This window comes from Bowmanella denitrificans (assembly GCF_039522935.1).
GTDB classification, from domain to species: Bacteria; Pseudomonadota; Gammaproteobacteria; order Enterobacterales; family Alteromonadaceae; genus Bowmanella; species Bowmanella denitrificans.
Window position 1 is genome coordinate 150250 of the sequence record NZ_BAAAEI010000001.1, and the last position, 25585, is coordinate 175834.

Here is a 25585-nt window from a genome sequence, read left to right on the forward strand (position 1 = left end):
ACGATCCTCTAAATCAACAGCTAAAAAAATAAATAACAATGAGATTTTATCTCACACAATAAGTGTCCATAGCTTATTTCGAAAAATATACATAACGTATTTTTTCATGAGCGCCGTAACACTCGCCGCCCCCGCCAATAGTCACCGACTTATCTGATAGCATTGCAGATTTAATACAAAACCTATTGATTCAGCATCACATAATAAGGTTGCGAACTGCGAGTGTAAGAAAGAAGCGTCTCGCAGGTTAATGCACCGTTCTGGTCGTCATACATCAAGGTAACCGTCTTATTGTTAGTCATAGCCGTAGTGACAAGCGAAACCCAAAGTGAACAGGTCACTGTATCAATACCTTCTGCACCGTCAGTACGACAAATACGGGTATATTCATTTCGCCAGCTGCCCTTAATCATGACATTTTTGGTGGAATCTATGTAAATATTACTTACTGTGCCGGTGCACCATATATTCGCAGCGAAACTACTGGTGGGGAATATCAATATCAAAAGAATCAAACTGAGCTTTTTCATAACATAAATTCCTTCTTATTTTTTGGATCTAATTTGGAGCCGCCAACCAAATTCTGTCAAACTTAAGATAACCACCTTCAGTGCCTATCATTTGAATAGATACAGGTCTGGAAGTCGCCTGTGCAGACAGCGCGGTTGAGTAAAATAGCCGGGCAAATTCTGGATTATTATCTATCTTAAAAGCTGCAGCCTGACCTTTACTGATATTCAATCCTATGCTGGCAGGTACTTCTAAGGGCACTGGAGTATCAAAGTAAATAAGTATCAAGTTACCATCGTTTACATATATTTTCTGGACCAGCCCCTTATACTCACAATATCCACCGTGATCACTGCTACAGGTTGGCTGCTCCGCATTGGTTATTGTTGACGCCAATAACAATGCCAATAAGGTTACCATCCGATTGAAGCGTCCGAAAATAACTAAAAAACCGAAATCCGAATAAACAGCGTACTTATATTTATCCCTGAACATTACTTCCTGCTCCATCTTATACTCTTAGTCTTCTTGGTTCGACAACTCTGACCCCTTGATCGTGCCTTCTGGATCGTGCCTTCTGAACTCACTGATCAGTGATTTCATCCTGAACCTTTTTAGGAAGCCAGCTCCACACCACGTCATAATAAACATCTCTAAGCTCTGGATAATTCTGCTTAATAAAATTTTCCAGCCTCTCAAAGTCCTGATATTTTTCAGGCTGATGAAAAAAATCATGAATCACTTCCAATAACTCGTACACTCTTTTTACTTCTTGTAAGTCGATTAAAACTTTATTTTCCATTAGCTTACCTATTCTTATAAAACGAAGCGTTTCTTCCTGTTAAATCAACATCACCCTCAAACACTCTCTCTGCTGCACCTGTTACAGGATTTTTGATAACTTGAATTTCGTTAGGGTTCGCATCAAACTCAACATAGTTGTTGCCTTTCCCGCGTTTAATACCTAATTGCTTTTCAATATCTCTGGCGCTGCCTACACGCCCCCTTGCTTTTACTGTAAACACACTATTCTGGTCGCTTGCTATTATCGAATTGCTCTCCCGAATCCCCTCAAGCCCTTTGTTATTAGTAAAGTGTCTTACTCTCTCCGTTAGCTCTTCAATACTATCATTGACTTTTTCACCAAGTTTCCCAACAGCTTTGACTTTTTTGCCCACAATTCCAACCATGGACTGGGCTGCCCCACTAAAATCTCCCTCATTTATAGCATCTATAGATGCCTTGATCTCAGGCATCGGGTTAATAAGATTTTCAAAAATCCAGTTCTGCAAATTGCCCAAAGGTGTCGGTGCAAATGGATCAAACGCATTTGACTGTGCGTTAGAGTTAGAGCTGGCAGCATTACTCCCCTGCTTAGCCACTTCCCCCTGCCCTAACTTATCAACAATAGCCTGATTATTGCTTGAGGGATTACCCTGATTCTGTGCACCATTTGCAGCCCCCCCAACGCCAGTGTAAGAAACACCTACCGCTGATCCACCAATGGTATTCGTTCCACCAACAGGCGCATCTCGCTTTATCTTACTCCCTGTCACCGTAACTTTCTGACGAAGCTTTTCTGGCTCTACTGCTGAATACCCAGACGGGTCCGTCCCAGCCAAAGGATTATTCATAATATACGAATAAGGGTTAATACTCTGGCTATTGCCGGGGCTTTGAATAATGGGGTCCACAGACAAAAACCGTCCGACCTTGTAATCATACACCCGCCCGTTCATATGAATCAGCTCAGCCTCATCCAGATGTTCATGGTCGGTAAAGCCACGGCGGCTTGGGCCTTCTGCCAGTCGGGGCAGGCTTAGCTGGCTCCAGTCGCCACCTCTGGGTGTGCCAAAGGCATCAAAATGCCGGTAGGCGGTAACCTGGCCATTGTGATCGGTAAAGGTGGTGGCGCTGCCAAGGCGGTCGCGGTGAGTAAAGGCGATACTGGTATCGCTGCCAAAGGTGAGTATGGCAATATCGGCAATATAGGCTTTTTGCTGGCTGCCGGAGCTGCTGGTTTCCACCTCATAATGTTTATCAACATAGTAAGTGGTGACTTCGCCGCTACCGGCACTTCTGACTTGTTTGACACGGGCTAAATCTGCCCCATACACAAAGCTGACACTGCCATTGCGGCTGATTTGCGTAGGCTTGTTAAATACATTGTAGGTGACTTCCCTGATGCCATTCCTATGGGTCAGGTTACCCTTATTGTCGTAGCCGTAGGTTTCGCTACCGCCGCCTTTCAGGTCCACCGATTCCAGCTTATTGCTGCTCTCTACATACTGATAGGCACTGTCGCCGGATACAGAGTAATCTGATTTATGGCGGATATTGCCAACCGCATCATAACCATAACTCACGCTGAAATTCACGCCATTACCGCTGGTACTGGCGGTTACCAGTCTTTGCAACTCGTCGTAAGCAAAGGTTTCTGTGCTATTAAAGGTCGGCAGTAAGTTTTGCTGCTCCAGTAAATTACCGTAACTGTCGTACTCAGCATAATTCAGACTATGCAACGCGGTGTTGCCATTTTTAACCACATTGAACAGCATTTGCCCGCTTATGGCGCTATAACCAATGCTGCTGGTCAGGGCTGCGTTTTCGTCACCGATTTGTGCAGTGGTAATGTTGCCGAAGGCATCTTGCGCCGTGACAGTACGATAGCTGTAGTCAGTTGCAGCATTATATTCACGTGTCAGATAGCCATAGCTGTTGTACTCATACCCCAGTATCAGGCCGTTAGGGTAAATCAGTGCCTTGGGCTTGCCACTGTTTTGGTCATACTGAGTTTCGGTGGTATAGCTAGTACCATCCACAGTCAATGTGCTTTGATAAGGCAGGGCCGCATAATTATATTTATAGGTTTTATTAACGCCGTTTTCGCTTTCACTGCACAGCATGCCGGTCTTACAAGTATCCCAGCCAAACAGAGCGGTTTTACCGTCGGCGATACGCGTGGTGACCCGACCCGCTTTGTCCATATCATAATAAATGGTTTTACTGTTGGCGTCGGTTTCAGTTTCAAGTTCGGCAAAGTCATTATAGACAAAACTGGTTTTGCCCTGGTTGGGATCATCCACCCATAGCTTACGGCCCAGCGCATCGTATTTGGCGGTAATCTGCACAGCGTTAGCATCCTGAATTAAAATCGGATTGCCACCGGCATCGTATAAATAGTCTGTGCTGCCCGCCTTGGCATCCACCGTATTTACCAACTGTTGCAGGCTGTTGTAACGTCTGGACATGCTCAGGTTATGGCCAATATCCGCGGTCGTACTAATGTTGGTGGTAAGCCCCTGGTAACTATATTGCGTGATTAGGTTGCCGTGACTGCCAGAAGTTAGTTTGCCAACCAGACGCCCTAACACATCGTAACCAGAATAAGTGGTAGTGCCTTTATCTGTGCCGGTATAGGGAGTGGTTTCACTTGCTTTGAAGCCCCTGGCCGTAAAGCTGATATCCTGGCTTATCCAGTTGCCATCAAAGCCCTGTGTACGGGTTTTCACGGTGCGGCCCAGGCTGTCTTGGTACTGCTCGGTAGTGGGGTTACCCGCTTGCTGCACCACCACTTTCATAACCGCATGCCCTTGATTTTCAACCTGCTGATAACTCAGATATTGCGTTGGCTGACCTGTTACATCCAGAGTTTTAGGCCGGTTAAAGGCATCGTAACCAGTGGTAGTAGTCACCCCGTTTATCGCAACCTGCGTCAGGGGCAGGCCATTGGTCGGGTCAGTCGCTATATTGGTCGCCAGCACTTTATTGCCGCCCAGCTTCTGATTTTGCTGGCTGACAAAGTAGCCGTCTGCGGCCACGCTCTGGCCATCGTTGCTATAGTAAAGCTCGGTAATACGGCTCTGTTCGGTCGCTGTGGCGCTGCTCCCTATCAACACATTGCCGGTTTGGGTAATGGTTTTGGGTAAACCGTAATCGTTGTACACATAGGTGCTGGTTAAGGTGCTAGTGTCACCGCTCACCTTAAGCACTTGCGGCTGGCGGAAGGTACTGTTCCAGGTCTCGACCTGGGTTTCAACCACTTGTGTTTCGTTCGTGCCGCTAGCGGCAGCCAGACCATTCAGGTGGTCGACCGATTTGGTCACCTTGCGGGATTCCCAGCGATTCGGCCAGCTACTGGTGGCCTGAGTATAATCGGTCTCGACCTTGGTGGTGTGCGACATGGTACTGTCTGTGACCAGTGTCACTTGTTCAGCCACATTACCGTATTGGTCAATACTATTAACCGACATCGTGGATGTGGTAACCGCTGACGTACTGGTGGTGGTAGCGACTGAACCCGGCCGGGTGCTTTGCACATCAAATTTGGTAACAGTGGCCTGCTGATTGTAGATATGCCAGCTATTGGTAAAAGCATAATTTGGGTTTTGTAGCCAATGATTGGTTTGGGTCTGAATCGGGTTTTGCTCCCCGACCTGGTACACAGACTGACTGGCCACCTGGCTGGTGAACGGGAATTTAATTAAAAAGTTGGTTTCGGTTTGTGTGCCATTGGCATCATCCACCTGAGTAATCTGGGTAAAGCCCCTGAATCCGCGCCCCCGGTGGTTGTATGTCGCCCCGCCATATTGGTAGCTTTGTTTATTGTTTGAGCCGACACCGTTGCTTTGTTGGAATTCCGCGACCACATACATACTGGAGGCAAAGTTAAAATGCCCTTCGTCAATAACGTCACTGATCTGCCGCTGATAAAACTCACCGTTGCCGCTGCTCAGTGGACGGTAGTGCCAACTGGCTTGATTGCCTGCACTGTCATTCGCCGCAACCATTAAGTCGATGGCACGATAATCCTGTTTACCCGGTTCGGCTTTATCGGTGGCACCGTAGTTACGGTTGATATACACACTGTTTTGTTGTGAAAGCAGATTGCTGCTGCCATTGAAGGAACAACCATCATCAGCATATTGCACACAGCCATAGCTGAACACCATATCGCTCAGGCCTTTACCAAACGCGTCGACGACCTTGGTATAATTCGCTGCCCCAACCAGACCGGAATCCCCAATGGTGGCGCTAAAGGTGCCATTGGTGTTTTCCACAAACTTCATCACGTTGTAGCGGTATATGCTGCGATCCCATTCGGGGAACATAGCCTGCTCGGGCCCTGTTTGACTGGTTTGATAGTTACCGTAAAGCTCATGACCACACTTGATCACATCAGTTTTGCGACCTTGAAGATGATCGAATACGCCGTAAATTTTGTGGCAACCTGCGACCAACACGTCTCCTGGTATCAGCAATTCAGAACGGCCATCGCCGTCTATATCTGCTATTTTTATTGCCTGCTCAAATTTGGCTGCTAATCCCCATTTGGCTTCTCCTGGTTTACTGGGCATAGGATAGTTACGTGTTTCCAGTACAGACGCTGCCCCTAAATCTACCGCCGCTGCAAAATTGCCATCCCCCTGGTTGAGCTTCAAGAATAGGTTGCCAGCACCGCCCATCCAGCCCAGCCAATCTTTTAAACCGTCGCCGTTTGCATCGACTAAGATGGCGTAGTCGCCCTCAATGCCTCCGTGCGTGAAGTTAATATTATGAGCAACTAGAGATACAGTTCCTTGCGTACTGACATGGGTAAGCAACAGACGATGAGGGACCGGTCTGGCTTGGTTAAGCCCTTGCCCATACTCAACCAAATCAGGTAAGCCATCGGCATTCATATCACCGACAAATTGTGCGTTTTGCGTCAGTCCAATATTAATTAAATGCTGTCCTGACTGGTATGGCCGCGCTAAGTTCTGACTATGCAAATATAAAGTCAGGCTGGCTGCGTTAGGGCTGATTTTGCGTTTAACAATCAGATCTGGCCAACCATCACCATTATAGTCGTTGGCGTCAACCAAGGTGTCCCCAGGCGAAGCCAGCGACACGTAGGGTTCAATGGTAATGTGCTGGTTATTGGTCGACCAGTCGACATAAATGCCACTCTGATTTTCCAGTACATAGCCAATCTTGAGCTGATCGTTTTCGATTTTCCATGTATCTGTACGCCCATCCAGATTAAAATCACCTTCTATACAGTAATCGCTGTAGTCAATGCTACTGCGCATACAGGTACTGATTGCAAAGTTTGAAGTACCCAGTAAGTCCCCTTCGGCGTTAAGAAACTGGTGTTGCCCAATATATTGGCCGCTGTTGTCAACAGAGTAAGTCTTCCAGTCTCGCACCCCATCACCATTAACATCACCGCTGGCATCAATAGAACTTATCGACTCAACCACCTCATCACCAAAACGGTCCACATGGCTGGGATATATTTCTGTGCCGTCACTGCTGGTGAATAGCTCTAACTGGAACTTCGGTGCATCGTCCTGCCAATCAAACGTGGTACTGCGGCACTGCGTTTCTGCACATTCAGACACGCTCTGCAATAGTGAACGACCTGAGGCTCGGGACACCTCATACCCTAACGTATAACTACGAACCAATGTATTGGCGTAGTAAGTTTTAACCGATTCTAAACGCTTAGTTTGACGGGTTTTGCCCCCGGCCAGGTAACTGGTGGAATATTTGCTACGATTCTCGTAATTAAACTCAACCTTACGATTACCTATAGTTGTACCTTGCCCGGTATAAAAAATGCTTTCCAGCAGGATTTCGCCAGCGCTCTGATCCTGGGAATAGACGTAATGAATGGCATTTTGCCCACTGACATCATGCTCGCTACCAATTTGCCAGCTAAGGGCTGCCGCTGCTCCCTGGGGTGTCACCGCAGCATCGTATTTTTGCATTCGGCCATCGGCATAGGTAACAGTAAAATAGGTACCACTACTGTTAATAGCACCTTGTTGCTTGACCGTCAGAAACTGGTCCAGCTCAGTGGCATAAGTTGCACCGGAGCCACCATAAACACCGCTACGAAGGACTAAACGTTGCCCGTTTAAGCACAATCTGTCGGTGTTACCGTTATAGCTGACACCTGCCGAAAAGCCGTCCTGGGCCAGCGTGGCCGGACACCGCGAAATACTGCCACCGGCAGATAGATCCCAGCCAACGCCTGCCAGGCCATTCCCAGCTCGGCTACTGTATGACAGGGCAACACTGGGTGCCATACCAGCACGGCCCGGCGGAATAGCAATGGGAATAGTATAACTGGCACTGCCACCAGATACGGCAGCCTTACCCGGCAGCGGCCCGAAATAGTTTGAGCTGCCAGGGCTGATATTGGGCAGTACCTGGTCGGCCACTTCACCGCCAAATGCCGCCCAGTTCAGAGTAGCGGGATCATCGTAATCAATGGTTAATGTTTGGCTATATTGTGCCACTTCATCGCACAGCGGTTGCGTTGGCCTGCTGGGGTCAACTAAACAACCAATCACCCGGTAGTCAAATTTGCCGGTCGACTTACTTAGAGTGTGGCTAAGCAATGAAGCGGGAGATATATGCGTCCAATTGCCACTGCTACCGTTCTGGCGTTCTTCCAAACGGTAATGCTCAGCACCATCTACCTGGTTCCAGGACAAGGTGACTGAATGTTCACTGGCTTGGCTTAGAAAGCCAACAGTGCCCATCAAAGCAACCATTGTTTTAACTTTACCAGGAGTGCTCAGCCAATTAGCCAAGCCTGACATTGGATTTGAAAACTGCATTACTTGTTCCATTAACCATCGAATACTGCATTGCCCCGGCAAGTTACTTAGTTTCCTTTGCCCTTTGCCAGGCCGACTATTTTTTTGGGTAGCGCACCTATAGTGGAAATATCGCCCATCCCCATAAGTTCGCGCGTTTATATCATATTCAAGCGTTACATCATAGGAGGTGTAGCGACATTACCGGCCCAAGACCTAACACTGACTTACAGATTCATTTCAATGGCCGGAGGCTAGAATAACTGTCACATGAGTGACGCTAAAAACTTTGCAAATGGCACAATGTCTTGTCTAACACTCGCTGCTTCCAAAGCTTGCATGTATTCATCCCGACGCTCGACTGGAACGACTGTCCAAGAGTAGCCGCCTGAGGCCATCATTAAATTCATAATAAACCGGCCCATTCTGCCGTTACCATCAAAGTAAGGATGGATGTAGACGAAAATGAAGTGCCCCAGTACCACTCTGACTGCTGCATTTTCCTCTTCAGCGAGTAAGTCTAATAATGTCGGCATCATATCGCGAAGCGCTTCCCTATTTGGGGGAGTATGCATAGATTGGCGAATATAGACAGGCCTTATTCGGTAACCGGCCAAGTCTGATTGTTTAACAATACCGGCGGCCACACTGGGGCCAAATAATGCTAAGTACCAGTCACTGTGCGCTTGTTCTAACACGTCGCCAGGATTTTTACCTTCTAGCACAGCCCTAACAGCTTTCTTTACTTCCTGAAAAGCATCCCAGTAGCCTTTGGCAGCCATAGCATCTAAGTGCCTTTTGCTCTTGTCGGAATCTTCTGCTTGCCAGCTACCAGAACGCACCAGTTCAATCAGTTCACGAGTTACGCGATAGCCTTCAATGGATAGTGAGTGGTAAGCGTCTGTTACGTATTTGTCTTCCACTTCGGCCATGTAGGTTTCGATGTCGATAGTTTGGTATAGTTGTTCTGGAAAGTGCGCAATAACATTTTCGCGCATTTGCGCCCACATTAACCGCATGCGATTCACATAGGGCGACACATCACGACGCCCAAAGCTTACCTGCACTTTCTCTGTAAAAAAGTCTTCTTCTTTCACTTTCAGATCGGCAGCTTGCATACCCTTTAAAATATTATCAGCAATCAAGTCTCGGCCTATATTTCTAAAAGCCCCCATTAACCGACCGGCAATCACACTGTGGCTACCCGCAAGTAAAACCGACAATACGTCAGATGCATCTGTCACCATTGATAAGGCGGTACGCATATGGATAGGCGCTTTTTGAAACTGGCTCGCCGAAGAATGGACAAGCGCTGATGCCAAACTGTACACATTAAGCCCTTCCAGGTTTTCAATATGTTCTGCGGCTGGCATGTTTAACCTGACATCAAAAATCGAGGTGTTGTGTAATAAGGCGGTGGGTTTATTATTGCCTTTGGGCGAGCGCACGAGCAATTGCTGAGGTACGGTTCTATCACCGATATGCAGACTAAGTGATTGTTCAGGTGAAAGACACCAGGATTTGACGAACCGTTCTGACAAATAGGCGCTGCAAAAGTCCCAGAAAGAGGTATACCAAGATGTACTGTCGCCAGGCTTTTCATCGGGTATCGCCGGTATATACCAGCCACGGATAACTTCGCGAATAAACCCATGCTTCAATAGCCGCTCTCGATGTACTCTGCTGAGTTGCTTTGATTGAATGGCTACAACGCCTGACTCCTGAAGCTGTTGTAATTGCTCAAGCGAATCAGCTAGTTTTTGTGATACATCATTCATGTTCGCTCCAACTATTACCTGCGATATTTACCAGTTATCACTTTCCATCTCCAGGTTATGGCGCCATACCATTTACAGGTTTTAATGTATCACGATCTATAGGTTTTAGCGCCACACATTTTATAGGTTTTAATTCGATCAAGGGGTCCGATCAAGGGCTCAGCGTTGTTGAAGCCTTAACCGCCCGAAATCGCGGCGACTTTCGATCACCACCGTGCTGTAGTTTGGGCAAGGCACATCCCAATTGCTGTTCTATTTGCTGCTTAAAGCGACTGTCGCCTAGCACCCAGGTCTTTTGCTGAGCCTCCCGGATTTGCTTTAGGGAATAATCCGGTATATGAGCTTTAAACAAGGCTTGGTAGGCGGCCTTTCGACTAGTAATGTCAGCGCCTAAGGCCAGATAGAGCGGATGTGCAGTCAGTAACTCAATATGCTTATCCAATGCATTATGCTGATAGCTTGACCAGGGATACTCGGCAGGATGAGCCACCATATTGTCCCCCTTAAGCCACATTTATTTAACAAAAAACAACGATGAACATCCAATAAAACCAAATAGGTTGTAAAAACAGCCCACCAAAGATGAAGGACAACAAATGAAATGATTCTGATAATTAGCTACAAGCTAACACGACCACCATCCAGCAAGCCACGGTAGAACTTCTGCCCTTCCACCAGCAGAATTTCGCCGCTTTCGCCGCCTTTGATACCGCTGTCGATGGCGATAACGTCACCGTTATACAGGGCGCGGATATGTTTCTGGGTGGTATGGCCGACTAAGATATGGGCAACACCGAAATGTTGTTTCAGTAAGTCGATATCCTGCTGCGAGGCCTGCGGATCTTTAAAATAGCCGCGATACCAGATAGGCCCGTTGGTTTTATGCAGATAGCGGGCAAAGCCCTGTCTTGGTTGGTCCTGGTCTTCCACCAGTTGGCCGGTAAACACCTGATTGATGTCGTCCAGCGTGCGCCCTTCCCTGGCCAGCTCAGGGTGCAGGCCACCATGCAAAAACAGCATATCGCCGATTTTAACCAGCACATTACGCGTGCGCAGCCATTGGCCCAATAAGGTGTCTTCGCCATAAAGCCTGGCAAAAGGCCGATTCAGTAAGTTAGCAACTTTTTCATACTTTTCATTCAGGTAACGCAGATCGCCGTTGAGCACCATGGTTTCATGGTTGCCGAGCAGAAAATGCACCTTACCACCAGCGGCCTGGGCCTGTTGTTGTAACTGATAAATCAGCCACAGTGCTTCGGTTTGCTTAGGGCCGCGGTCAAATACATCACCGCTGATCACCAGCCCCCCTTCGCCAAACAGCCAGTTACCCTGGGCATCCATAATCCGATGCGCAACTAGCAGGCGTTTAAACAGGTCAAACTGGCCGTGAATATCACTGATGACCGCCAGTTTTTCCGCCGCTGGATAGGTTACGTCGGGCCGCGATGCTGGCAATGGGCTAAGCTGGGCCGCCTGGCCGCATTTTTCAATGGACATGTCCTGCACCGGGGGCGGGAATCGGTAACTTTTTCGTTGCCCCTGGCACACCCATAGGGCTTCCCACTGGTTCACCTGCATTTGCACATAAGGGCCGTCCGTCAAGGTATCGTCACTGACCAGATCCGAACAACCAACCAACAGCAAAACAAGCAACAGCACTTTGCAATTCATACTGACTCCAATTGCAATGAATTCAGGGTCGGCAGTTTCCTGCCGACCGGCCAGATTAGAACTTCAGCTCAGCACCGGCATAAACAAAACGACCGATACCACCGCCATAGGCGCTGGCAAAGTTGCCGGTTCCGGACTCATATAGGTCGCCAGTATTGGCAACAAAGGGCCCCTGGTTATCGAACAAGTTCCTAACCCCGGCGTACAAACGCAGGTCGGCACTGTTGTCAAATTCCAGGTCGTAGGAAACCGAGATATCGTGGCGCACATAGCTGCCGTAATACAGATACATGGGCACCTCGGGATTGGCGATGGCGTCAGGATCGCCCGCATCTAACTTAGCCTGATTGTCGGCTTGCAGCGATTCCCAGGCGTCCACCCGCTCATGCGAATCGACAATGGCACTCTTGAACTTAGCGCTCCAACGCACCCGCCAGTCCTGCCAACGCCAGGTGATGGACCCTGTCGCTGCATCGTCAAAGATGCCGCTGTATAGCTCCCCCTTGTAATTCAGGGTTTCCAGCCCATCATTGCCTTCAAAGGTTTTGGAGTGCTCGATAACATGGGTCATATCGGCTTTAAACTTCAGACTGCCCCAGTCGCCGAGGTCATACTGGTAAGCAAGCGCCACGTCATAACCGCGGGTACGCACCTCAGAAAGGTTAAATACCCGTTGCATCACCTGCATCAACTGGCCTTCACTGTCACGACTGATATCACCGCAGAAGGTATTGTCCTGACCATAAGCCAGTGACGAGTTGTAGCATTGCTCCAGGATTTTCTGATTGTCGATTTCTTCAATGGCATCCTGGATCTCGATATCGTAGTAATCCACCGCCAATTGCAAGCCAGGTGCAAACGCAGGGGCCATGCTGATCCCGAAGGTGTAAGTGTCGGCCGTTTCTTCCTTCAGATTTTCATTGCCGGCATTGGGTGAATAGCCCGAGTTTTCATCTTCGAATTCACCGTATAGAGCAATGGCATTGGCAATGCCGGGGTCCAACCGACAGTTGTCATGACCTGCTTCGTTAGAGGTTGCGGTGGTGCCGTCACAAATATCGGCAAAGCTGTCATAGTCACCACGAGGGGGCGACAACAATTCGGTAATATTGGGAGCACGCTGGGCTCTGGCGTAGTTGGCACGCAACATATAGCCGTCCATGGGCTCCCACATCAGTCCGGCCCGGTAGCTGGCCATCAGGTCAATATTTTTGTGACTGTAGTCAGCCAGACGCAGAGACAAGTCGGCAGATAAGTGCTTGGCCAGTGGTGCATCCTTTAACAACGGAACATTCGCTTCGGCAAAGGCTTCCCACACATCAATGTCACCGGCAAAACTCGGTACCAGATTAAAGGTAATACCGCCGTATCTGTGTCCTTCGCTGGTATCCAGGTCCTGCTTATCTTTACGATATTCCACACCAAAGGCGGTGGATACCATACCGGCAGGCAGTTCGAACAAGTCACCACTCATATAGCCCAGCACATTAAACTGGCTGATATTGGTGGTAATAGTGGGGTTGGCACGAATATAGTCGGCGGCTTCGGGGCTAATACTGCCATAACCGAAGATGTTGACCGGCACACAACCTTCAGCCCTGGCATCCGCGTCGGCACATTGAATAGTGCTGCCGTCCTCGGCGTATTCGGCATCCAGCGCCTGACGCAGTTTCAGAATATTCAATTCATTGCGGCGTAGTTGTTGCTGCTTAAACTTGCCATAGCCTACCGACAGATCCCAGTCCCAGTTACCGTCAAACGCGGTGCCTTGCAGGCCCGCCCAGGTACGCAGGGTTTCCCGTTCGTTGTCGGTAATCACATTGCCCAATTCCACAAACAGCCGGTCCCAACTCACGCTGCTACCCGCAGTCGCGGCAATTTCGGCAGGCACAAAGGGGTTATCGGGAGAAATACTACCCGCTGCCTGTTCTGACGCTTCGCCGGTAATTGGGTCGATCACCAGTTCGGTGTCGTTGTAGTCCTGCCCTTCCGGGTCTTTAATGTTCAGCGACTGGTTATTGCTGTACTGCACCTGGAAATTGGCCCGCACATCGTCGGTCAGGTCGTAGTTCACTTTAAACGCGGCAGCCACTCGGTCACTGGGAACTTTCAGGCGTTCGTATACCGACAGATTGGCGCCGTCACGCTCTTCAACAAAGCCTTCGGTCAGGCCATTCTGCGGATGGTAAAACCAGTCGTCGCCTTCAAAGGTACCGCCAGCGGTATTGTCGCTGCGCTCCCGCCAATCATCCATACTAATGTCGCGCATGCACTGGTCACCATCAATAGTGTTGTTGGCGTTACACATTTTTTCGGTATCGTAATCGAAGCTGGATTCATATCTGGCCCGTTCACGATCCCCCCAGGCCAGACCAAATTGTCTGTCCCAGGTTGCGCCAACATACAGATAGCCGCGACCATCCTGAAAATCAGCGCCGTAGCCCGCATCCAGAGTGAATTCCTTGCCGCCCCCTTCCGGGGTATAACCACGACGGGCATCCAGTTCAAAGCCGGTTTTGTTATTGCGGGTAATAATATTCACCACCCCGGCAATGGCGTCAGATCCATAGATAGCGGATGCACCGCCGCTGATGATTTCAACCTTTTCCACCATGGCGCTGGGAATGGTGCTAAGGCTGACGTAGTTACCGCTGTAACTGTTCGAAACCACCCGTCTGCCATCGATAAGGGTTAAAGTGCGGTCGGTGCCAAGGTTGCGCAGATCAATGGTAGACAGGCCGGTGTTCTGCACACTGGATTGAGAATTGGTGTTACTGACACCTTCGGCAATGGCCGGTATTTCTTCCACCAGAATTTCTGACAGTTCACCCAGGCCGGTATCCATAATAGCGTCCTGGTCAAGACTGACGATGGGCGTGGCAAAAGAAAAGCTGTCGCGCTTGATACGCGAGCCGGTGACAGAGATACGCTCAGCGTCTCCGACCTGCGGCGCGCTCTGGGTTTCTTCCTGCTGCTGAGCCATTGCCGGTAAACTTCCCAGCAGTATGGTCTGAATAGCCAGGGTCAGGATGGTCTTATGCATTTTTCTGGTCCCATGATGTGTGAATGTGTTCAACTTGTTGCGTCAGGCAAAGGTGCTTAGCAATATCTCTTGCCTGACACCGTTTTAGTTGCCGATGGAATTTCGCACAATCTGGCCAGGCTCGTTTTTGCCTCTGCTATCTGGTTTTTACCTCTTTTTAATCTCTTTTATAAAGAAATACATATTTATCAAATAGTTAAACATACAACTCTAACTTTAGCTAACCACACTATGTATTGAGGATGATTGATGATCCCAGGCCCTTTGGTTAGAGTGGTGTTATTGCCATTCAACCCGTTACGCCAGAAAAACAGGCCTGATATCCATGCGAAATTCTTTCCAACTGGGCAACTGCCGGGTGGTGCCCAGCGAGTGTGCTGTGTATTTCAATAATGGAGAAAAACAAAACCTGCAGCCCAAACTGATTGAGGTGCTGATATACCTGGCCGACGCTTACCCGGCAGTGGTATCCAGGCAGGAGCTGATTGACAAAGTCTGGCAGGGTAATACCTATGTGGGGGAAAATGCCCTCAACAATGTGATCTGGAATCTGCGCCAAATCTTCAAAGAGGGTATGCAGGATGAGGTGATAGAAACCTTGCGCAAAACCGGCTATCGGCTGCTCATTGCGCCAGATAGTCTGTCATCACCGTCCTCATCGGCAGAGCACACCAGCAGACCATCTGCCCGCCGCTTATGGCCATGGCTGGCCGCCGCTGTGCTGGTTATTTTGTTTATTAGCAGCTTCGGGCTATTGAATCACAGCCAGCAAACATCCCAGCGCAGCATCCAGGCGCTGACCACGGAACCGGGACTGGAACTGTTCCCTTCCCCTTCGGCTGATGGTCGTTATCTGGTGTATAAATGGGTGAGCGCCGACGGCCAGGTGGACCTGTTTAAACGTGACCTGCTGCAACCCGGACTGGCCGCCGTGCGTTTAACTTATGATCAGGCTTCTGAAGGCCATTCGGTATGGAGCCATGATAGCCGCTTTTTGTATTTCAGCCGCAAGGACCGCAGCAAAGCCCAATGTGATATTGTGCGGATGGACATGCAGAACTACGAGGAAGTCTTTGTTACCCATTGCCCCATAGGCGGCGGCTACTATTACATTGATATCTCCCCTGACGATAAAATCCTGGCGTTCTACGGCTCCGACCCGGACGCAGAGCAATCTGGCGTGTATTTTCTGGATCTGCAGGATAAAAATGCCAGCCCCGTGCGTTTTTCCTGCGCCAGACACTGCGGATACAAAGATCGCGATATGGCGTTTTCGCCCGACGGTAAGCACCTGGTCCTGACCCGCAGAGTCAATGAATTTAACGAAAACATCTATCTGGTCACGCTGTCAGATCAGTCCACCCGGCAGTTAACCCAAGGTGAGGAAGATATTGTCGGGCTGACCTGGCACCCTGATGGCCAACGCCTGGTATACGCGGTACAGCGTGCCGATGTGCGCAGCGGCTTTATGCTGGATTTGCGCACGGGGCGCCAGTATCCGTTGGAAATAGAAGGCCTGAGTTATCCATCCTTTGCCCGCAACCAGCCCTGGCTGTTCTTTCAGCACCGCAGTGAACAATACCAGATAGCATCAGTGCAGGTTGACGCCCAAATCAGCAGTGCCCCCTACCCGGTTTTGCAGTCCGTATACAATCATAAGTATCCGGACTATTCAGCAACAACCAATCAGCTTGCCTTTATTTCCAACGAAACCGGCCATTATGAGGTTTGGGTGTCTGATGCGTTTGGTAACAACAGGCGGCAACTGACCCATTTGAAACGCAACAGCCGTTATCCCACCTGGTCACACAACGGCCAGCGCATTGCGTTTCTGGCCACAGACGATGATGGCAAAGGCGATCGCATTTACCAGGTGGATGTGGCAACTAAACGCATTTCGGCACTGGACAGCCCTTTTGAGGGCCACAATCGACCAACCTGGACCTTGGATGACCAAGGCATTGTTTCCGCCGTATTCAATCAGGACCACACCGATATCTATCTGTTCAGGCAGGATGGCAGTGTTCCGCAGCGTCTGACCTTTAACGGCGGCGAATACGGCATAATGCAGGACAATGACAAACTGATTTACAGCGTGCAGCGCAAAGGGTTATGGCAAACCGATATTCACAGCGGGCAAACCAGGCAATTGCTGGAAGAACAGCATTTCCGTAATCCCTATAGCTGGACCTTGTCTGAGCAAGGTGTGTATTTTATGCAGGCCAACAATCAGCATCAGCAACTCAGGCATTACGACTTGGCCAACGGACAAAACCTTGTGCTGCTGCAGATCCCAAGTGCCAGTGTCGAATCGGACAGCCCGCTGACCTATGATGCCAACCACGCCAGACTGCTGTTTACCGAGACGGAGTTTCCCCAATCCGACATCAAGATGCTTAAGGACCCGTTGTTTCAATAATTGACTGCATGGCTATTTCAGTCGCTGCCGGCTGCCAATACGAACTACCGGTAAAAACATAAGAGCCGTCTGATATGTCGGCCGCAGTTGCCAAGGGCCACAGCGTCACCATCAGCAATATTGGGCAGTTTTTCTGCCCGTCCATCCCTGGACATCGCCGACGAATGCTCCTGCTACGTCGGCATACGACCACCATGGACGGAGGAAGTGCAGAAAACGCAGGAGCAGTTTTTCTGCCCGTCCATCCCTGGACATCGCCGACGAGTGCTCCTGCTACGTCGGCATACCGTCCATCCCTGGACATAAAAAAGGGCGCAAACGCGCCCTATTATTAGATCAGGTTGTTAGAACCGAATTTCGGCCCCCAGGTAAGCGAAACGACCGACACCGCCGTCGTATTCACCTTCGTAGTTACCATCACCGGTTTCTACAATATCGCCGGTGTTAGGAACAAAGGCACTTTCTTTGTCAAACACGTTGCGCACGCCACCGTAAAGCTTCAGATCCATGCCACCGTCCAGTTCCAGATTGTAGGATACAGACAAGTCATGGGTGATGTAGGAGCCATAGAACAGGTACATGGGCGTTTCAGGATTGGCAATACCGCCTGTGCCCGCGTCCAGTTTGGCCTGATTTTCTGCTTTAAGTAGTTCCCAGTCCTCAACCCGGCCGTGATCATCTACCACTGACCCTTTGTACTTGGTTTTCCAGCGAATACGCAGGTCATCATAACGCCAGGTCACCGAGGCTGTAGCGCGGTCAGTAAACACACCACTGCTAAGCTCGCCGTTGTAGTTTAGGGTTTCCAGACCATCGTTACCCTCATAGGTTACCGAACGCTCAATCACATGGGTAAAGTTCAGGTTGAATGACAACGCCCCCAGATCGTCCAGGTCATATTTGTATGCCATGGAGATGTCGTAGCCCCTGGCAGTTTCTTCTGCGAGGTTAAATTGGCGCTGAATCAACTGGGTGATATTCCCTTCTGAGTCACGGGTAATTTCACCACAAAAAGCATTACCTTCACCAAAAGGCACGGAAGAGTCATAACACTCCTTAAGGATCTCTTCATTGCCGATGGAGGTAATGGCATCCTTAATGGTGATGTCGTAGTAATCCAGGGCAATATTGAAATTCTCAATAAAGCTCGGTGCGGCTGTAATCCCCAGGGTGTAAGTATCTGCGGTTTCTTCCTTCAGATTTTCGTTACCGGCATTGGGTGAATAGCCGGTGTTGCCATCGGTAAACTCGCCATACAGGTTAATGGCATTGGCAATACCCGGCTCCTGGCGACAAGCTTCGTGGCCGGCGTCTGTGGAAGTTGCGGTTACGCCGTCACAAATATCAGAGAAGCTGTTGTAATCGCCTCTTGGTGGCGATACCAGCTCAGTAATATTCGGCGCACGCTGGGCTCTGGCATAGTTGGCACGCAGTGCATAACCTTCGGCCGGCTCCCACATCAGACCGGCGCGATAGGATGACATAAGGTCAATGTTTTTCTGGCTGTAGTCAGCCAGGCGCAGGGACAGGTCTAAATCCAATCGCTTGGCGGCTGGTGCATCTTTAAGCAGCGGTACTGTTGCCTCACCAAACGCCTCCCACACTTTAACTTCACCAGAGAATGGCGGTACATCGTTAAAGGTGATGGCCTCGCCACGCAAGGCAACGTCGGTGTCCACTTTTTGTGTGTCGCGACGATATTCCACCCCAAAGGCGGCCGCGACCATACCGGCTGGCATTTCAAACAAATCACCGGCCATAAAAGCCTGTGCGTTAAACTGGGTAATGTCCGTATTAATATAAGGATTGGCACGAATATAGTCGGCCGCTTCCGGGGTAATGCTATTAATTCCAAAGATATTTACCGGTACACACCCCGCAGCACGAGCCTGTTCATCGGCACATTGAATAGTAGTGCCATCGGCGGCGTATTCCGCATCCAGGCCTAACGCCAGCTTGGTAATGCTGATTTCGTTAAAACGACGCTGTTCCTGCTTAAACTTGCCATAACCCACCGAAGCTTCCCAGTCCCACTGTCCATCGAACAACGTGCCTTGTAAACCGGCAGATGTGCGAATGGTGGTACGGGTATTCAGAGTAGTGACATTGCCTACTTCGGCAAAGTTTCTGTCCCATGTCACACTGCTGCCGGCCATCTCGGCAATTACCGCAGGGACAAACGGATTGTTGGGGCTGATAGTACCAGGGATAACCAATTCAGACTCACCGGTTACCGGGTTAATCCTTAGCTCATCGTCATTATAATCCTGTCCTTCCGGTGGATTGGTACGGCCTGATTCGTTCTTTGCATAATGTACCTGGAAGGTACCACGCAAATCATCGGTCAGGTCATAATTAACCTTCAGAGCGCTGGCCAACTTGTCGACGGGTATCTTAAGAATATCCCACTCATAGGTGTCGTAGCCGTCACGCTCTTCTCTGAAGCCTTGGTTCAGATTATTGTCGGCATCGTACCACCAACTGTTACCCTCGAAGCGGCCACCAGGAATATCGTTAGTGCGCTCACGCCAGTCATCCATGGTGATATCGCGCATGCACTGGTCACCATCAATAGTATTGTTGGCGTTACACATCAAATCCGTGTCGTACTCAAAGCTGGATTCATATTGCGATCTGTCGCGGTCCCAGGCAAGTAAGCCAAACTGACGGTCCCAGGTAACGGCTGCATACAGATAACCGCGGTCGTCGGCAAAACTGGCACCATAACCAGTATCGACAGTAAACTCACGGGCACCGCCTTCGGTACTTTCACCGCCGCGCACATCGATTTCAAACCCAGTCTTGTTGTTTTCGGTGATAATGTTGACCACCCCGGCAATCGCATCTGAACCATACACGGCAGAGGCACCACCGGTGATCACTTCGACACGGTCTACCATGGCGGCAGGAATAGTGGCCAAACTGATATAGTTACCGCTGTAGCTGTTAGACACTGCGCGGCGACCGTCAATCAGTGTCAGGGTGCGATCGGTACCCAGGTCACGCAAATCAATAGTGGATAAGCCGGTGTTCTGCACACTGCCTTGGGAGTTGGTATTGCTGGAACCGGCACTGATGGAGGGAATTTCATCCACCAGAATATCTGCCAGTTCACCAATGCCAGAATCTACCAGGTCATCCTTACCCATCATCATCATGGGCGTAGACATGGAAAAGCTGTCACGTTTAATCCGTGAGCCGGTCACGGAAATCTTCTCGACTTCCTTAACTTGCTGTTCTTCAACCTGGGCGGCATTGCTGCTCTGGGTGGGGGTAACATCAACTTGTTGCGCCATGACCGAAGCGCTGCTAAAAACAGCGGCCTGGATGGCAAGGGTCAGGAGTTTCTTTTTCATTGGTTTATGTCCCTAGACTATGTGTGCTTTACGGGTCTTTGTATTTCTGCGATTTGTTGGTCAGATTAAGCAGATGTTTCCTTTTATTTAACCCGGTTAACAAGCACAACACAGCCCGGCTCTATTCTTCCCCGCTTCTATCTCTATTTAATCTCTATTCTGAAGTTTTTACTTTAATATCAATATGTTGATAAGTTCACTCATGAGGAGTAACATTTACTCACGCTATTGTGTTTGCGGGCACGCCAGCAATCCGCTAGATTGCCATCTAACTGCCCGACCACTTGAATATGCCTAAGAAATCAGTCTGATGCTTCAATCTGCTCCCTTTACCATTGGTGAATTCAAGGTCGAACCCCTGGAATATGCCATTTATTTGCCAGATGGCGAGAAGCACAGCCTGCAGCCTAAATTTATCGAAGTATTGTGTTATCTGGCATCCCATTACCCCCGCGTGGTGCCCCGCCAGGAACTGATTGAACATGTGTGGCAGGGCAACGGTTATGTGGGCGAAAAAGCCCTGACTAATGCCATTTGGCATTTACGCCAGGCGCTGAAGCAACAGGATGGCAGTGAAAGTATTCAAACCATTCGCAAAAGTGGTTATCAGCTCCTGGTGCAACCTGAATTTGAGGCAGAGCCAGCCGTTGTACCTGCCGCCGCAGACATGACAGGAAAACCGCGGATACCGGTCTGGGGATGGTCGGGCTTAGGCATAATACTGCTTATTGTTGGCTTGTTCTGGTGGTGGCCGCAAGAGCAAATAGCCGCTATCCAACCCGATATCATTACCAAACAGCCAGGTATGGAGCTTTTCCCCGCCCCTTCACCCGATGGCTTATTTACCGCCTTTAAATGGCGTCGCTCAGACGGCAGTATGGATTTGTACCTGCAGGATGCCAGGCAGCCGAATTTACCCGCCAGGCAACTGACCTTTGATGAAGCCAATGAAGGACGGCCAGTTTGGGATATGACAGGCAAGTTTCTGTTTTTCAGACGTAAAAATGACGATCTGGAAACCTGCCAGGTGATCAGACTGGAGGTTGAAAGCCTGCAGGAAAAAGTGGTGGGCAAATGCCCGCTGGGCGGTGATTTACATTATCTGGATATCAGCCCGGATAACAGCGTGCTGGCCTACTGGGGCCTGGAAGGTGTGGCAGATACCCCGGCGGTTTATATTAAAAACCTCAACGACGAGAGTCAGTCTGCCCCCACCTGTCTGAATGAATGCAATATGCGTGACCGGGATTTAGCCTTTTCACCCGATGGCAGTCAACTGGCCATCAGCCGCCGAATCAGCCGGTTTGCCGAAAACATCTATCTGCGCAATCTGGCCACCGGCGAGGAAAGACAACTCACCGAAGGGGAATCAGACATTGTCGGGATTAGCTGGCATCCGGACGGCAAACATCTGGTGTATGGCGTACAACGGGCGGATGCCCGCTCGGGCTTTTTGCTGAATATTCACAGCGGTGAGTCTACGCCCATGAATATCGAGGGTTTTAGTTACCCGTCGTTTGCCAAGCAGGTACCCTGGCTGTATTTTCAGACCCGCAGCGAGTTTTATCAGATAGCCTACCTGCCTGTGGCCGAGGAACTGCCCTCCAGTCCCTTCCCCTTACTGCAATCGGACTACAACCATAAGTACCCTGATTATTCAGCGGCCACAGACCGGATTGCTTATCTTTCCAATGAATCCGGCCATTATGAAATATGGGTGGCTGATGCCGAGGGCAACCAGCGCCAGCAATTAACCCACTTAAAACGCTCGGTATTGTATCCGCGCTGGTCCCACGACGGCAGGCGCATTGCTTTTCTGGCCGCCAATGCTAACGGCAAAGGCGACTCACTGATGATTGTGGATGTGGATACTAAACGCCTGATCCAAGTGCCCAGTCCGTTCCCGACTCATCAGCGCCCCACCTGGACGGCAGATGATCAGGCACTGGTAGCATCGGTTTATGATGAAGAGCAGCGCCAGCTCTATCTGTTTCCGTTGGATAACAGGCCCGTCAGCCAGTTGACCGAAGATGGCGGTGTTTTCGGTATTATGCTGGCAGATGGTACGCTGATTTACTCCCGCTCTGAACCTGGCCTGTACAGTATGGCTGCCGGATCAAAGCAACCCAAACTGTTGATCGCGCCGGACCACTTCGGCACAAGATACACCTGGACCCTGGCCGACAGTGGCAACATTTACTTTGCCGACCCTGGTGCCCGCCATACTGATATCAAGCGATTTGACGCAGAAAATGGCACGGTGGCTGCCATAATGCGCCTGCCCCTGTCTGCCGTGGTGGCGTACAGTTCACTGAGCCTGGACAGCAAACGCCAGCGCCTGCTGTTTAACAACACCATTAAGGCCCAGTCGGATATCAAAAGAATCAAAGATCTGCCGCTAAATTAGCGCTTGTGCCCGCCTGAGTATGATTTTGTAGTAATACCCCACTTAACTGGCTGTTAAGCAATGTCGTTGCCATTTCCTGAAAGGCCGGTAACGGCATAGCTACAATGGCATGCAATAATTGCTGATGATGTTCTAAACCGCGCTGATAGCGAATATGGCTGCGCAAATCCGCTTCTATATCACCGCTGTTTATCTGCTGTTGTTGTAGGGCACTGACCAGATTCTGCTGCAACTTGCTAAATTCGGCTGGCTGCAAGGATGCAATTTGTGCGATAAATACCTGGTTAAAATGTGCAATGCGTTGCAGGAGCTGCTGCGCCGATGTTACCGGCGACTGCACATAGTAGCTGATATGGCGCTTGCCATAGCGCTCTGCGGCCAGCGCCGAGACCCGGTATCCCAATTGTTCCTGGGTACGCAATTGATGAAAAAAAGGTGCCTTAAGCATGCTGCCCAGCAGTTCCACCATGGCCTGTTGCTGCACATCCTGCCTCTTTGGCACTAGCATCAGTGTCACAGCACTGTCACTGCCAGCAACCGGATACTGTTGGTGTTCCCCGGGCCATGGCTTGCTGTCAATTAGCCTGTGAGAGGCCAGGTTGTTATGTTCAGCCAGCCCCTGCACGGTAGCGATAAGCTGTTGTGTCTGCTCAGCTTGTAAAGGGCCATAGGTGATCAGTGTCAGATAGGCATCTTGCAGGTAGGCAGCCGTAAAGCCACGGTAGTGGTCCTCACTTAGTTGTTGCAGGTGAGCCAGGTCGTCTTGCGCTAAACTGGCTCGACCCAACTGATAACTAAGCAATCTGTCAGCCTGGCTGCTGAGTCGCTCCTGGGCAAAGCCGGCCAGACTGTTAATTCGGCGCTTTAAGGTAAGACGCAGGGCCGTGTCATCCAATTCAGGTCGCTGCAAGCCTGCCAGCATATCTGCAAACAGTGCTGACCAGTTACCGCTTTGCCCTTTAACTTGTATGCGCATGCCGCTACTGGTCGCGGTTACCGATGCCTGAATCTTTGCTGCGCTGGCCCGTTCAATCACCTGCTGCAGTTGCAATTGCAGACGCTTCTCGAACAGCACATTCAGGGCAGAAAAGTCAGCGGCAGTGGTAGGTCGGTCAATATACAATGTGATGGCCGTGTAACTGTCTTTATCCCGCCTGGCGGGTAATTGCCAAATGGCCAGCCCTGGCTGATGCGTTACTTTTTGCTCGGTTACCGCCAACGCCTCAGTGCTGGCGGCAAAATAGTCAGACAAACCGGGCAGGCTGAAATCAAGCGACTGAGCCTGCCAGTCCGGTATGGCGGCATACTGGAACTCAGTCTGATAAATAGGTTCGACCATCTGGGTGTTAAGCTTACTGCCTTCACGGATAACCAGCATATTCTGCGCATTGAAATGCGACCAGAAATCCGTCAGCGCCCGGGGGTTAAAAGCCACCGGCAGGCTGTCCTGGCTAAGTAACTGTTGAACAGGTCGTTGCAACAAGGCTTTGGATAAAGCTCTTACCCTGTTGGCATCGGCATGCTCGGGGGTCTGATGAAATTGCGCCGCCGACAGGGATGAAAAAGTCTCAAATACCTTGCTATCCAACGCCTGTTGGCGAATCTGCTGCACATAGGCAAAGGTCGCCGCCATAATCGCGGCTTCTTCTTTCATTCCGGCACCGGTGAGATTAAAGCTCAGGTTGAATAGCGCATGGTGGCTATCCAACTCACTGTCACTGGCCGACAAGCTCTGGATCCAGCCCTTGTCACGCAGATAAGCTTCCAGTCCCTGGTCATTGTAACTGGCCAGCAGCCATTGGGTGTAAGGTATTGCCAGGGTATCGCGGCTGGCCTGATTAACCGGTAAAGGAAAACTCAGGGTCAGATACGAACGCTTGCGCAGCGTTTTAATCTCCACCTGGCGCGGCGCGTCTGCAAGCAAGGGCGCGGGTTGCTGATTGAGGGTCTTGCGGCAATTGTCCTGCACTGCACCGAATTTACTTTTTGCCTGCTCACCCAGTTGCTGCATAGATTGCGGCCCGGCCAGCACCAATGCCATGCGTGAGCTGCAATAATAGTCCTGGCCAAAATCTACCAGCGCCTGATGCAAGGTTGTATCTTCGCGGTCCTGTAAGGTATCCAGATTGCCGGTGGAAAACTTGCGGTAGCCATGCTCTGGATGAAACAGGGTACGCATCACCTCCCGTTTGCGCCGAAAGGCATCCTGGTATTTCAGGTTAAACTCGGCCTGTACCGCATTACGTTCCTTGTACACCATCTGTGCAGGCAGAAGCGGGCCAACAAACTGCCAGGCAAATCTGTCCAGTGCCGGAATAAAACCGTCACTGGCCGCCTCGAAATAGTAGTTGGTGACTAAGGCCGACGTGGCGGCGTTTGAGCGCCCGCCCTGCTCTGCCAGAAATTGCTTATATTCAGCCGGGTCGGGATATTTTTGCGAACCTTTGGACAGCATATGTTCATATAAATGCGCCAGTCCGGCCATGTCGGGCGGGTCTTGATAATAGCCAGCCTCAACACTCAGTGCCCCATATACTTTGCTAAGCTGTGCATCGCTGACCAGCAACACTTTTAAGCCGTTATCCAGCATCAGATATTGATAATCTGCCGGGTCCTGTTGACCTTTAAGCGGCGTATTGGCTATTTCAGGCTGGGTAATCTGACAGGCGCAAAGCAGTAGAGCAAGGCCGAGTGGCACTATCCGCTGAAGCATGGCTTTTCCTTTGGCAAAACAAAAGCCGCACCCTAACGTTCGGGCCCACGTTCACTCAATGCCCGCCAGCTCCTTTTTACCTCTATTTAATCTCTATCC

The 25585-nt window shown here is 50.1% G+C and carries 12 protein-coding genes; 2 read left to right on the forward strand and 10 right to left on the reverse strand.

Annotated features, from left to right (window positions below):
• Positions 1–182: 182 nt before the first annotated feature.
• From ABD028_RS00600 to ABD028_RS00635, 8 genes are all read right to left on the reverse strand, one after another.
• Complete coding sequence (locus tag ABD028_RS00600; protein WP_343840439.1) at positions 183–530, reverse strand: hypothetical protein; 348 nt, start codon at positions 528–530, stop codon at positions 183–185.
• A 28-nt stretch (positions 531–558) separates the two neighbouring features.
• Entirely contained in the window at positions 559–1020 is a 462-nt protein-coding gene (locus ABD028_RS00605) for a hypothetical protein (RefSeq protein WP_343840442.1), read from the reverse strand.
• Between the two features lie 73 nt (positions 1021–1093).
• Positions 1094–1312, reverse strand: coding sequence for a hypothetical protein (locus tag ABD028_RS00610; RefSeq protein WP_343840445.1), 219 nt, complete (start codon positions 1310–1312; stop codon positions 1094–1096).
• A gap of 4 nt (positions 1313–1316) precedes the next feature.
• A complete protein-coding gene (locus tag ABD028_RS00615) occupies positions 1317–8120 on the reverse strand; it encodes an HYD1 signature containing ADP-ribosyltransferase family protein (protein ID WP_343840448.1) in 6804 nt (2267 codons plus the stop codon).
• A gap of 245 nt (positions 8121–8365) precedes the next feature.
• Entirely contained in the window at positions 8366–9877 is a 1512-nt protein-coding gene (locus ABD028_RS00620) for a Fic family protein (RefSeq protein WP_343840451.1), read from the reverse strand.
• Between the two features lie 151 nt (positions 9878–10028).
• Positions 10029–10370 carry a hypothetical protein gene (locus tag ABD028_RS00625; protein WP_343840454.1) on the reverse strand — a complete coding sequence of 114 codons (342 nt, stop codon included), beginning with the start codon at positions 10368–10370 and terminating at the stop codon, positions 10029–10031.
• Positions 10371–10495: 125 nt separating this feature from the next.
• A complete protein-coding gene (locus ABD028_RS00630; protein WP_343840457.1) occupies positions 10496–11548 on the reverse strand; it encodes a metallophosphoesterase in 1053 nt (350 codons plus the stop codon).
• A 55-nt stretch (positions 11549–11603) separates the two neighbouring features.
• Positions 11604–14591, reverse strand: coding sequence for a TonB-dependent receptor domain-containing protein (locus ABD028_RS00635; protein WP_343840460.1), 2988 nt, complete (start codon positions 14589–14591; stop codon positions 11604–11606).
• 325 nt (positions 14592–14916) lie between these two features.
• Between ABD028_RS00635 and ABD028_RS00640 the strand changes: the two genes are divergently transcribed.
• On the forward strand, positions 14917–17010 hold the full coding sequence (locus tag ABD028_RS00640) for a winged helix-turn-helix domain-containing protein (protein WP_343840463.1): 2094 nt from the start codon (positions 14917–14919) through the stop codon (positions 17008–17010).
• A gap of 344 nt (positions 17011–17354) precedes the next feature.
• On the opposite strand, the gene ABD028_RS00645 is transcribed toward ABD028_RS00640, so the two are convergent.
• Complete coding sequence (locus ABD028_RS00645; RefSeq protein ID WP_343840466.1) at positions 17355–20366, reverse strand: TonB-dependent receptor domain-containing protein; 3012 nt, start codon at positions 20364–20366, stop codon at positions 17355–17357.
• A gap of 310 nt (positions 20367–20676) precedes the next feature.
• Here ABD028_RS00645 and ABD028_RS00650 point away from each other — a divergent pair, with 310 nt between their 5' ends.
• The gene (locus ABD028_RS00650; RefSeq protein ID WP_343840469.1) at positions 20677–22773 is read left to right on the forward strand and encodes a winged helix-turn-helix domain-containing protein; all 2097 of its coding nucleotides are present in this window, start codon (positions 20677–20679) and stop codon (positions 22771–22773) included.
• On the opposite strand, the gene ABD028_RS00655 is transcribed toward ABD028_RS00650, so the two are convergent.
• On the reverse strand, positions 22751–25486 hold the full coding sequence (locus ABD028_RS00655; protein ID WP_343840473.1) for an insulinase family protein: 2736 nt from the start codon (positions 25484–25486) through the stop codon (positions 22751–22753). The two genes, ABD028_RS00650 and ABD028_RS00655, sit on opposite strands and share 23 nt — an antisense overlap.
• Between the last annotated feature and the right edge of the window lie 99 nt (positions 25487–25585).

Excerpts from the sequence above, each read along its gene's own strand:
- ABD028_RS00600 (WP_343840439.1), bottom strand. The coding sequence starts at position 530 with ATGAAAAAGCTCAGTTTGATTCTTTTGATATTGATATTCCCCACCAGT.
- ABD028_RS00605 (WP_343840442.1), bottom strand. The coding sequence starts at position 1,020 with ATGGAGCAGGAAGTAATGTTCAGGGATAAATATAAGTACGCTGTTTAT.
- ABD028_RS00610 (WP_343840445.1), bottom strand. The coding sequence starts at position 1,312 with ATGGAAAATAAAGTTTTAATCGACTTACAAGAAGTAAAAAGAGTGTAC.
- ABD028_RS00615 (WP_343840448.1), bottom strand. The coding sequence starts at position 8,120 with ATGCAGTTTTCAAATCCAATGTCAGGCTTGGCTAATTGGCTGAGCACT.
- ABD028_RS00620 (WP_343840451.1), bottom strand. The coding sequence starts at position 9,877 with ATGAATGATGTATCACAAAAACTAGCTGATTCGCTTGAGCAATTACAA.
- ABD028_RS00625 (WP_343840454.1), bottom strand. The coding sequence starts at position 10,370 with ATGGTGGCTCATCCTGCCGAGTATCCCTGGTCAAGCTATCAGCATAAT.
- ABD028_RS00630 (WP_343840457.1), bottom strand. The coding sequence starts at position 11,548 with ATGAATTGCAAAGTGCTGTTGCTTGTTTTGCTGTTGGTTGGTTGTTCG.
- ABD028_RS00635 (WP_343840460.1), bottom strand. The coding sequence starts at position 14,591 with ATGCATAAGACCATCCTGACCCTGGCTATTCAGACCATACTGCTGGGA.
- ABD028_RS00640 (WP_343840463.1), top strand. The coding sequence starts at position 14,917 with ATGCGAAATTCTTTCCAACTGGGCAACTGCCGGGTGGTGCCCAGCGAG.
- ABD028_RS00645 (WP_343840466.1), bottom strand. The coding sequence starts at position 20,366 with ATGAAAAAGAAACTCCTGACCCTTGCCATCCAGGCCGCTGTTTTTAGC.
- ABD028_RS00650 (WP_343840469.1), top strand. The coding sequence starts at position 20,677 with ATGCTTCAATCTGCTCCCTTTACCATTGGTGAATTCAAGGTCGAACCC.
- ABD028_RS00655 (WP_343840473.1), bottom strand. The coding sequence starts at position 25,486 with ATGCTTCAGCGGATAGTGCCACTCGGCCTTGCTCTACTGCTTTGCGCC.